Raw genomic sequence first — 10,490 nt, 5'->3', positions numbered from 1 at the left:
GGATCCGACTTTATCAGAGACTCTGAGTCGGAATTCCCGCCCTCTCGCCGTGATGCCGGCGCACGTGTGCGCGCACTGCTTCCCGGTCGGGCGGAGCCGTAAACGTACTGGAGCGGGGCACCCCGATGCAAATCCGGGGTGCCCCGCTCCGGGCCGGCGTCGGGTGGGTCAGACCTCGACGACGACGGGAAGGATCATCGGGCGCCGGCGGTAGGTGTCGGACACCCACTTGCCGACCGTCCGGCGCACCATCTGCTGGAGCTGGTGGGGCTCCAGCACACCGTCCTGCGCCGACTTGTCCAGGGCCTCCTGGATCTTCGGCGCCACGGCGACGAACGCCCCGTCGTCGATGCCGGAGCCGCGGGCCTGGATGTGCGGTCCGCCCACGATCTTCCCGGAGGAGCTGTCCACCACGATGAAGACGGAGATGATGCCTTCGTCGCCGAGGATGCGGCGGTCCTTCAGGGACGTCTCGGTGACGTCGCCGACCGAGAGACCGTCGACGTAGACGTAACCGGCCTGGACCTTGCCGACGATCTTGGCCTTGCCGTCGATCAGGTCGACGACCACGCCGTCCTCGGCGATGACGATGTGGTCCTTGGGGACGCCGGTGAGCGCGCCCAGTTCCGCGTTGGCCCGCAGGTGGCGCCACTCGCCGTGCACCGGCATCAGGTTCTTCGGCCTGCAGATGTTGTAGAAGTACAGCAGCTCGCCGGCCGAGGCGTGGCCCGAGACGTGGACCTTGGCGTTGCCCTTGTGGACGACGTTGGCGCCCCAGCGGGTCAGGCCGTTGATCACGCGGTAGACCGCGTTCTCGTTGCCCGGGATCAGGGACGAGGCCAGGATCACCGTGTCGCCCGGGACGATCCGGATCTGGTGGTCCCGGTTGGCCATGCGGGACAGCGCGGCCATCGGCTCGCCCTGCGAACCCGTGCAGACGAGCACGACCTCGTCGTCGGGCAGGTCGTCCAGCGTCTTGACGTCCACGACCAGGCCGGCCGGGACCTTCAGGTAGCCGAGGTCGCGGGCGATGCCCATGTTGCGGACCATCGAGCGGCCGACGAAGGCGACCCTGCGGCCGTACTCGTGGGCGGCGTCCAGGATCTGCTGGATGCGGTGCACGTGGCTGGCGAAGCTCGCCACGATGATGCGCTTCTGGGCGTTGGCGAAGACCGTGCGCAGCACGTTGGAGATGTCGCGCTCGGGCGGTACGAAGCCCGGGACCTCGGCGTTCGTCGAGTCGGAGAGCAGAAGGTCGATGCCCTCCTCGCTCAGCCGGGCGAACGCGTGCAGGTCCGTGAGGCGCCCGTCCAGCGGGAGCTGGTCCATCTTGAAGTCGCCGGTGGCCACGGCCAGGCCCGCCGGCGTGCGGATGGCGACCGCGAGAGCGTCCGGGATCGAGTGGTTGACCGCGATGAACTCGCAGTCGAAGACGCCGATGCGCTCGCGCTGCCCCTCGCTGACTTCGAGGGTGTACGGACGGATGCGGTGTTCCTGGAGCTTGGCCTCGATCAGCGCGAGCGTCAGCTTCGAGCCGATCAGCGGGATGTCCGGCTTGAGGCGCAGCAGGTACGGGACACCGCCGATGTGGTCCTCGTGGCCGTGCGTGAGGACGATGCCCTCGATGTCGTCGAGGCGGTCCCGGATGGTCGTGAAGTCCGGCAGGATCAGGTCGATGCCCGGCTGCTCCTCCTCGGGGAAGAGGACGCCGCAGTCGACGATGAGCAGGCGGCCTCCGTACTCGAAGACCGTCATGTTGCGGCCGATCTCGCCCAGGCCGCCGAGCGGGGTGACCCGCAGGGCGCCCTTCGGGAGCTTCGGCGGCGTACCGAGTTCAGGGTGCGGATGGCTCAAAAGACTCTCCTTAACCACCCGCGCCACGTACCGCTGAGGCACGTGGCGCGGGTGTCGATCGTGCACTTGCTGTTGTCATGGGGTCGTGCGCTCGCGAGGTGACTCGCTTGTTCAGTTGTGAAGTCGTCGGTTACAGCTGTACCCCACCGGCGGCGAGATCGAGCTTGAGCTGCGCCGTCTCCTGCGAGGTCAGCTCGACCAGGGGCAGGCGCAGCGGTCCGGCCGGGTGCCCTTGCAGCGTCAGCGCGGCCTTCGTGGTGATCACGCCCTGCGTACGGAACATGCCGGTGAAGACCGGGAGCAGCTTCTGGTGGATCTCGGTGGCCTTCTGCACGTCCCCGCTCAGGTGGGCCTCGATCAGCGCGCGGAGGTCCGGGGTGACCATGTGGCCGACGACGGAGACGAAACCGACGGCGCCGACCGACAGGAGCGGGAGGGTGAGCATGTCGTCGCCGGAGTACCAGGCGAGGCCGGACTGGGCGATGGCCCAGCTGGCGCGGCCGAGGTCGCCCTTGGCGTCCTTGTTGGCGACGATCCGGGGGTGCTCGGCCAGCCGTACGAGTGTCTCGGTGTCGATCGGGACGCCGCTGCGGCCGGGGATGTCGTACAGCATCACGGGCAGGCCGGTGGAGTCGGCGATGGCCGTGAAGTGCCGCAGGAGACCTTCCTGCGGCGGCTTGTTGTAGTACGGCGTGACGGCGAGGAGGCCGTGGGCGCCGGTGCGCTCGGCGGTGCGGGCCAGCTCGACGCTGTGACGGGTGTCGTTGGTGCCGATTCCGGCGACCACGTGGGCCCGGTCTCCTACCGCTTCGAGTACCGCCCGTACGAGCTGGTCCTTCTCCGTGTCGCTGGTGGTCGGGGACTCACCGGTGGTGCCGTTCACGATCAGGCCGTCGTTGCCGGCGTCCACCAGATGGGAGGCGAGCCGCTGGGCGCCGTCGAGGTCGAGAGCGCCGTCCGCCGTGAAGGGCGTGACCATAGCGGTGAGGACCCGCCCGAAGGGGGTCTGCGGAGTGGAGATCGGAGCCATGGGTAACACGCTACTCGCTGCTCAGCGGGCGGGGTGCCTTCGGGGGACGGGGAAGAGGAGCCCGGCACTGCCTGCTCGGGGGTTCAAGCAGTGCCGGGTCCGTTTGATCAGCCTAGATGAACTTCTCGAAACGCCGCAATACGGACACCGCCTACGGGGCTACCCGGCCGTTCTTGTTGAAGGCCGCGTGCGTGAGCGGCATGAGCCGCGCCCAGTGGGCTTCCATCTGCTCGCCGACCATCTCGATCTCGCGCTGCGGGAAGGACGGGACCTTCGCCAGTTCGTGCTGGGTGCGCAGGCCGAGGAAGTGCATCAGGGAGCGCGCGTTGCACGTGGCGTACATCGTGGAGAACAGGCCGACGGGCAGGACCGCACGGGCGACCTCCCGGGCCACGCCCGCCGCCAGCATCTCCTGGTAGGCGGCGTAGGAGGCCCGGTAGGACTCCTCCATGGCGCGGGTCGTCAGGTCGTACTGGGCCTCGGTGCCCTCGACGAACTCGTACTTTCCGGGGCGGCCCTGCTGGACCAGCTTGCGGGTCTGCCCGGGTACGTAGAAGACCGGCTCCAGCTCCCGGTAGCGGCCCGATTCCTCGTTGTAGGACCAGCCCACGCGGTGCCGCATGAACTCGCGGAAGACGAAGATCGGGGCGCTGATGAAGAAGGTCATCGAGTTGTGCTCGAACGGGCTGCCGTGCCGGTCCCGCATGAGGTAGTTGATGAGCCCCTTGGATCGTTCCGGGTCCTTGGTGACCTCTTCGAGCGACTGCTCGCCGGCCGTGGAGACCCGGGCGGCGAACAGCACGTCCGCGTCGCCCGCGGAGCTTTTCACCAGGTCGACGGTGACGTCGCTGCGGAAGTGGGGCTTTGCGGGTTCGGGGGTGTCGGTCACCGGCGGGGGTCCTTCCAATGGCGTCGCTCGGGCGGCGACCACTTTACGGCCGCGCGGGGGGTTACTCCGCCAGGGGACGGGAAGCCGCCCGGCAGAGCAGCCGTTCGTGGAGTTCTGAAAAGGTTCCGGCGATTCGGGGCACCGATCGGGCCCTCCGTGCGTCTGACTCAGTAGCAGCACCCGTCTCTGAGATCAAGGAGAGTTTCCTCATGTTCCGCCGGCGTGAATCCGTCCCGTTCTCGTTCGTCGCCGAGGCCGACCGATTCCGCAGTAATGTCACCCCTCCCCCGGCCGCGCGGGCCACCGTTCACGAGCTGCTGGGCCGTTCCCTCGTCGGACTGACCGTGGTCGCCGGCCTCGTCGGCGCACTGCTGCTGGGCACTCCGGCGCTCGACTCCGGGCAGTCCGCCGCGCACGGCAAGCAGTCCCAGGCCTCGCAGAGCCGCTGACTCGTACGGACCCCCTGGGGTGGTCGGGCCGGTGACGGTCTCGGTAGCCTCACCGGGCACAGCAATCGAGCGTGCTTGTGAGTGAGGATGAGTCGTGCCCCTGCCCTTTCTGACGGCCGACCGCGCATTCGATGCGAGCGCGGAGGACGTTGCGCTGCCGTTCGACGACCACGACAGCTGGCGGCGGCCCTACCGCCCCGGCCCGTGGCGGGTCGCGGCGGCGGCCACCGTGCTTCTGCTGGCGTCGTTCGTACTGCTCGCGGCCATGATCACCGGCGTGGCCGGTGAGCTCTCCGGAGCAGCCGCGTGCCTGGCGCTGGCCGCCGCGGTCATCGCCGGCGCCTTGCGGCTGCTGCGCGTCGGCGCGTGGGTCAGCCGGCACGGCGTGCGGCGTGTGGGGTTCCTGCGGACCACCACGGTGGCCTGGAACCGCCTCTCGGTGGTCCGTACGGTCCAGCAGCCCGTCAAGTGGCTCGGCTTCCCCCGTACCGTCCAGGGCCAGGCCCTGGTCGTCGTACGGGAGGGAGGCGAGACGCTGCCGCCGCTGATCACCGACCACAACGCGGACTTCCTCGGACGTGAAGAGGCGTTCGAGCGGGCCGCGGACACGGTCGAGGCCTGGGCGGACGAGTACCTGCCGGGCTGATCCGGAGGTCGTCGGTCGCCGAACAGGGGTGGGCCCGGAGCATGGTGCTCCGGGCCCACCCCTGTTCCGTACACGGACCTGTTCTGTACGGAGGACGTTCCCGCTACGGGGCCGGCTGCGCCGTCGCGCGCGACCGCTGGTCGGCGTGCAGGGCGATGGCCCGTTGCATCGCCTTGCGGGCCCGGGGCGTGTCCCGCGCGTCCTGGTAGGCCACCGCGAGCCGGAACCAGCTGCGCCAGTCGTCCGGCGCGTCCTCGGTCTCCTCCCGCCGCTTGGCGAACACGGCGTCGGCGGAGTCGCGGTCGATGCGGCCGGACGGGGTGCGGACCAGTTCGTCGACCGGCAGGGCGCCCTGCGCGTCCAGCTCCGCGGCGAGCGCGTTGGCCCGCCGGACGAACTGCGTGTTCTTCCACAGGAACCAGACGCCGATCACCGGCAGGATCAGCACCGCGACGCCGAAGGTGATCGTGAGCAGGGTGCCGTGCCGGAGGAGCATCACGCCGCGGCTGCCGACCAGGACGAAGTAGAAGACCAGGAGGGCGGCCGTGACGGTGTACGTGATCTTTGCGCGCATGAGGGGGCCAGTCAGTTCAGGTCGAGGAAGTGTTCCAGGCCGAACGTGAGGCCGGGAGTGGTCACCACGCGGCGGGCGCCGAGCAGGATGCCCGGCATGAAGCTGCTGTGGTGCAGGGAGTCGTGGCGGATGGTGAGGGTCTCGCCCTCGCCGCCCAGGAGTACTTCCTGGTGCGCCAGCAGGCCGCGGAGCCGGATCGCGTGGACCGGTACGCCGTCGACGTCCGCGCCGCGCGCGCCGTCCAGGGCGGTGCTGGTGGCGTCCGGCTGGGGCGGGCTGCCCGCCTTCGCGCGGGCGGCGGCGATGAGCTGGGCGGTGCGGGTGGCGGTGCCGGAGGGGGCGTCGACCTTGTTCGGGTGGTGCAGTTCGACGACCTCGACGGACTCGAAGTAGCGGGCGGCCTGCTCCGCGAACTTCATCGTGAGGACCGCGCCGATGGAGAAGTTCGGCGCGATGAGCACGCCGGTCTCCGGGAAGATGTCCAGCCAGGTGCTCAGCTGCGCGAGCCGTTCGTCGGTCCAGCCGGTGGTGCCGACGACGGCGTGGATGCCGTGCCGGACGCAGAAGTCGAGGTTGCCCATCACCGACGCGGGGGTGGTGAGCTCGACGACGACCTGCGCTCCGGCGTCCGCCAGCGTCTCCAGCTTGTCGCCGCGGCCGAGCGCGGCCACCAGCTCCATGTCGTCGGCGGCCTCGACGGCCCGTACGGCCTCGGAGCCGATGCGGCCCCCGGCACCGAGAACGGCTACGCGCAGCTTGCTCATTGCTTGCTTCCTTAGGGTTAGGAGACCGCTTGGTGCAGGCGGTCGGCCTGCTTGTCCTTGAGCGGACCGATGACGGAGAGCGAGGGGCGCCGGGTGAGCAGGGCTCCCGCCACCTCCCGTACGTCGTCGGGGGTGACCTCGGCGATCCGGGTGAGCATGTCGTCGACCGACATCTGCTCGCCCCAGCACAGCTCGCTCTTGCCGATACGGTTCATCAGGGCTCCGGTGTCCTCCAGGCCGAGGACGGTGGAGCCGGAGAGCTGGCCGATGGCGCGGGCGATCTCGTCGTCGTCGAGTCCGTCGCTCGCGACGCGGTCGAGTTCGTCGCGGCAGATCTTCAGCACGTCGTGGACCTGGCCGGGCCGGCAGCCCGCGTACACCCCGAAGAGGCCGCAGTCGGCGAAGCCGGAGGTGTACGAGTACACGCTGTAGGCCAGGCCGCGCTTCTCCCGGACCTCCTGGAAGAGGCGCGAGCTCATGCCGCCGCCGAGCGCGGTGTTGAGGACGCCCAGCGCCCAGCGGCGCTCGTCGGCGCGGGCGAGGCCGGGCATGCCGAGGACGACGTGGGCCTGCTCGGTCTTGCGGTTGAGCACCTCGACCCGGCCCGCGGTGCGCAGGGTGCGTGATCCCTCGCGGGGCGTCGTGGGGACGGCGTCCTCGCGGGAGAGGGCCCCGGCGCGCTCGAAGGCCCGGCGGACCTGGCGGACGACCGTGGCGTGGTCCACGTTGCCCGCGGCGGCGACGACCAGGCGCGTGGGGTCGTAGTGCTTCTTGTAGAAGCGGGCGATCTGCCCCCGGTCGAGCGCGTTGATCGTGTCGACGGTGCCGAGGACCGGGCGGCCGAGCGGGGTGTCGCCGAGCATGGTGTGCGCGAACAGGTCGTGCACGCAGTCGCCCGGGTCGTCCTCGGTCATCGCGATCTCTTCGAGGATGACGCCGCGCTCGGCGTCGACGTCCTCGGCGGCGATCAGTGAGCCGGTCAGCATGTCGCAGACCACGTCGATGGCCAGCGGCAGGTCGGTGTCCAGGACCCGCGCGTAGTAGCAGGTGTACTCCTTCGCCGTGAAGGCGTTCATCTCGCCGCCGACCGCGTCGATCGCGGAGGAGATGTCGAGGGCGGTGCGCTGGGCGGTGCCCTTGAAGAGGAGGTGTTCGAGATAGTGGGTCGCGCCGTTCAGCGAGGGCGTCTCGTCGCGTGAGCCGACGTTGGCCCAGATGCCGAAGGTGGCGGACCGGACGGAGGGCAGGGTCTCGGTAACGATCCGCAGACCGCCGGGGAGGACGGTGCGGCGGACGGTGCCGACGCCGCCGGTGCCCTGGAGAAGCGTTTGGGTACGGGCGACGGCCCGCGCCTTGGTGGAGGCGCGGGCCGTCGTCACGGAACTACGGGACGTCACTTGTCGGTGTCGTCCTTCTTCTCGTCCTCTTCACCCTCGATGACCGGGATGAGGGAGAGCTTGCCGCGCGAGTCGATCTCGGCGATCTCGACCTGGACCTTGGCGCCGACGCCGAGCACGTCCTCGACGTTCTCCACGCGCTTGCCACCGGCGAGCTTGCGGATCTGCGAGATGTGCAGCAGGCCGTCCTTGCCCGGCATGAGCGAGACGAACGCACCGAAGGTGGTGGTCTTGACGACCGTGCCCAGGTAGCGCTCGCCGACCTCCGGCATGGTCGGGTTGGCGATGGCGTTGATCGTGGCGCGGGCGGCCTCGGCCTGCGAGCCCTGCTGCGCGCCGATGTAGATCGTGCCGTCGTCCTCGATCGTGATGTCGGCGCCGGTGTCCTCCTGGATCTGGTTGATCATCTTGCCCTTGGGGCCGATGACCTCACCGATCTTGTCCACCGGGATCTTGACGGTGATGATCCGCGGGGCGTTCGGGGACATCTCGTCCGGGACGTCGATGGCCTCGTTCATGACGTCCAGGATGTGCAGACGCGCGTCACGGGCCTGCTTCAGCGCGGCGGCCAGGACCGAGGCGGGGATGCCGTCGAGCTTGGTGTCGAGCTGGAGCGCGGTCACGAACTGCTTGGTGCCGGCGACCTTGAAGTCCATGTCGCCGAAGGCGTCCTCCGCACCGAGGATGTCGGTGAGGGCGACGTAGTGCGTCTTGCCGTCGATCTCCTGCGAGATCAGGCCCATGGCGATGCCGGCGACGGCGGCCTTGAGCGGCACACCGGCGTTCAGCAGGGACATGGTGGAGGCGCAGACCGAGCCCATGGACGTCGAGCCGTTGGAGCCCAGCGCCTCGGAGACCTGGCGGATCGCGTAGGGGAACTCCTCGCGGGACGGCAGGACCGGCACGATGGCGCGCTCGGCGAGCGCTCCGTGGCCGATCTCGCGGCGCTTGGGCGAGCCCACGCGGCCGGTCTCGCCGACGGAGTACGGCGGGAAGTTGTAGTTGTGCATGTAGCGCTTGCGGGTCACCGGGGAGAGGGTGTCCAGCTGCTGCTCCATCCGGAGCATGTTGAGGGTGGTGACGCCCAGGATCTGCGTCTCGCCACGCTCGAACAGCGCCGAGCCGTGCACGCGCGGGATGGCCTCGACCTCGGCGGCGAGCGTACGGATGTCCGTGACGCCGCGGCCGTCGATGCGGACCTTGTCCTTGATGACGCGCTCGCGGACCAGCTTCTTGGTCAGCGCGCGGTACGCGGCGGAGATCTCCTTCTCGCGGCCCTCGAAGGCCGGGAGGAGCTTCTCGGCGGCGATCTCCTTGACGCGGTCCAGCTCGGTCTCGCGGTCCTGCTTGCCCGCGATGGTGAGCGCCTGCGTCAGCTCGGAGGTGACGGCCTGGGAGAGCGCCTCGAAGACGTCGTCCTGGTAGTCCAGGAAGACCGGGAACTCGCCGACCGGCTTGGCGGCCTTGGAGGCCAGGTCGGACTGGGCCTTGCAGAGCGCCTTGATGAAGGGCTTCGCGGCGTCCAGACCGGCGGCGACGATCTCCTCGGTGGGAGCCTCGGCGCCGTCCTTGACGAGCTGGATGGTCTTCTCGGTGGCCTCGGCCTCGACCATCATGATCGCGACGTCGCCGTCCTCCAGGACGCGGCCGGCGACGACCATGTCGAAGACGGCGTCCTCCAGCTCGGTGTGCGTCGGGAACGCGACCCACTGGCCCTTGATCAGGGCGACGCGGGTGGCGCCGATCGGGCCGGAGAAGGGCAGGCCCGCCAGGATGGTGGAGCAGGAGGCGGCGTTGATCGCGACCACGTCGTACAGGTGGTCGGGGTTGAGCGCCATGATCGTCTCGACGATCTGGATCTCGTTGCGCAGGCCCTTCTTGAAGGAGGGGCGCAGCGGCCGGTCGATCAGGCGGCAGGTGAGGATCGCGTCCTCGGAGGGCCGGCCCTCGCGGCGGAAGAAGGAGCCGGGGATCTTGCCGGCCGCGTACTGCCGCTCCTCGACGTCCACCGTGAGCGGGAAGAAGTCGAGGTTGTCCTTGGGCCGCTTGGAGGCGGTGGTGGCCGACAGCACCATGGTGTCGTCGTCCAGGTACGCGACGGCGGAGCCGGCGGCCTGCTTGGCCAGGCGGCCCGTCTCGAAGCGGATGGTGCGGGTGCCGAAGGTTCCGTTGTCGATAACGGCCTCGGCGTAGTGGGTCTCGTTCTCCACTAGTGATTTCTCCATACTCGTCGTCTTTCGTCTTCCTGCCCGTATGGCGGAGGACGTACGGAGAAACGCGGGCTGGATGCGGGCCGGTCTTCGATCGAAGCTCCCGGGCGTTGTCCCGGGGGCCACTACCGAGGACCGGCGGGGGCGTCGCCGCGCCTCTCCGGGTGTTCGGTGTTCGGTTGTCCTACGCCCAGGTTACTGAGCTTGGCACCGGTCGTGCACGTACGGCAAAGGGAGCGGTCCCCTGAAACGCGGGAACCGCTCCCTTTTCCACAGCGTCCTTACTTGGCGCCGCCGGCCGCACCGCGGCGGATGCCGAGGCGGTCGACCAGCGCACGGAAGCGCTGGATGTCCTTCTTGGCCAGGTACTGCAGGAGGCGGCGACGCTGGCCGACCAGGATCAGCAGACCACGACGGGAGTGGTGGTCGTGCTTGTGCGTCTTGAGGTGCTCCGTCAGGTCCGAGATCCGGCGGGAGAGCATGGCGACCTGGACCTCGGGGGATCCGGTGTCACCCTCCTTCTGGGCGAACTCGGACATGATCTGCTTCTTCGTAGCGGCGTCGAGCGGCACGCGTACTCCTCTTGGTGTTCGAAGCGCCCACGAGTGCCCCTGGTCTTGATCTCAGGAGAGCTTCCGTGACTCGGAGGCGAAGGTCCGATGAGCGCAGTCCCCAGG

General features: G+C 69.3%; 10 protein-coding genes. 2 read left to right on the top strand and 8 right to left on the bottom strand.

Annotated features, from left to right (window positions below):
• Positions 1 to 168: 168 nt before the first annotated feature.
• The 3 genes from EES43_RS22570 to thyX all read right to left on the bottom strand — a co-directional run bounded on the left by EES43_RS22570 (position 169) and on the right by thyX (position 3,773).
• Positions 169 to 1,854 (bottom strand): ribonuclease J, encoded by a 1,686-nt coding sequence (locus tag EES43_RS22570; protein ID WP_124270395.1) that lies wholly within the window; start codon positions 1,852 to 1,854, stop codon positions 169 to 171.
• Between the two features lie 130 nt (positions 1,855 to 1,984).
• Positions 1,985 to 2,884, bottom strand: a complete 900-nt coding sequence (gene dapA / locus EES43_RS22565; RefSeq protein ID WP_124270394.1) for a 4-hydroxy-tetrahydrodipicolinate synthase — start codon at positions 2,882 to 2,884, stop codon at positions 1,985 to 1,987.
• A 151-nt stretch (positions 2,885 to 3,035) separates the two neighbouring features.
• The gene (thyX, locus tag EES43_RS22560) at positions 3,036 to 3,773 is read right to left on the bottom strand and encodes an FAD-dependent thymidylate synthase (protein ID WP_124270393.1); all 738 of its coding nucleotides are present in this window, start codon (positions 3,771 to 3,773) and stop codon (positions 3,036 to 3,038) included.
• A gap of 209 nt (positions 3,774 to 3,982) precedes the next feature.
• Between thyX and EES43_RS22555 the strand changes: the two genes are divergently transcribed.
• Together EES43_RS22555 and EES43_RS22550 are read left to right on the top strand one after the other, a co-directional pair.
• Positions 3,983 to 4,222 carry a hypothetical protein gene (locus tag EES43_RS22555; protein WP_124270392.1) on the top strand — a complete coding sequence of 80 codons (240 nt, stop codon included), beginning with the start codon at positions 3,983 to 3,985 and terminating at the stop codon, positions 4,220 to 4,222.
• Between the two features lie 94 nt (positions 4,223 to 4,316).
• Entirely contained in the window at positions 4,317 to 4,868 is a 552-nt protein-coding gene (locus EES43_RS22550) for a hypothetical protein (RefSeq protein ID WP_124270391.1), read from the top strand.
• A gap of 103 nt (positions 4,869 to 4,971) precedes the next feature.
• On the opposite strand, the gene EES43_RS22545 is transcribed toward EES43_RS22550, so the two are convergent.
• The 5 genes from EES43_RS22545 to rpsO all read right to left on the bottom strand — a co-directional run bounded on the left by EES43_RS22545 (position 4,972) and on the right by rpsO (position 10,385).
• Positions 4,972 to 5,442 (bottom strand): tetratricopeptide repeat protein, encoded by a 471-nt coding sequence (locus EES43_RS22545; protein WP_124270390.1) that lies wholly within the window; start codon positions 5,440 to 5,442, stop codon positions 4,972 to 4,974.
• Between the two features lie 11 nt (positions 5,443 to 5,453).
• Positions 5,454 to 6,206: a 4-hydroxy-tetrahydrodipicolinate reductase gene (dapB, locus tag EES43_RS22540; RefSeq protein WP_124270389.1), complete on the bottom strand. Its 753-nt coding sequence runs from the start codon at positions 6,204 to 6,206 to the stop codon at positions 5,454 to 5,456.
• A gap of 17 nt (positions 6,207 to 6,223) precedes the next feature.
• Positions 6,224 to 7,603, bottom strand: a complete 1,380-nt coding sequence (locus EES43_RS22535; protein ID WP_124270388.1) for a M16 family metallopeptidase — start codon at positions 7,601 to 7,603, stop codon at positions 6,224 to 6,226.
• Positions 7,600 to 9,813, bottom strand: coding sequence for a polyribonucleotide nucleotidyltransferase (locus EES43_RS22530; protein ID WP_124272115.1), 2,214 nt, complete (start codon positions 9,811 to 9,813; stop codon positions 7,600 to 7,602). The genes EES43_RS22535 and EES43_RS22530 overlap by 4 nt, the downstream gene beginning before the upstream one ends.
• Positions 9,814 to 10,094: 281 nt before the next feature.
• A complete protein-coding gene (gene rpsO / locus EES43_RS22525; RefSeq protein WP_003965855.1) occupies positions 10,095 to 10,385 on the bottom strand; it encodes a 30S ribosomal protein S15 in 291 nt (96 codons plus the stop codon).
• Positions 10,386 to 10,490: the final 105 nt, after the last annotated feature.

Origin of the sequence: Streptomyces sp. ADI96-02 (assembly GCF_003846185.1) — a bacterium.
In the GTDB taxonomy this organism is placed as follows: Bacteria; Actinomycetota; Actinomycetes; order Streptomycetales; family Streptomycetaceae; genus Streptomyces.
This window is presented reverse-complemented; position numbering and strand designations above follow the sequence as displayed.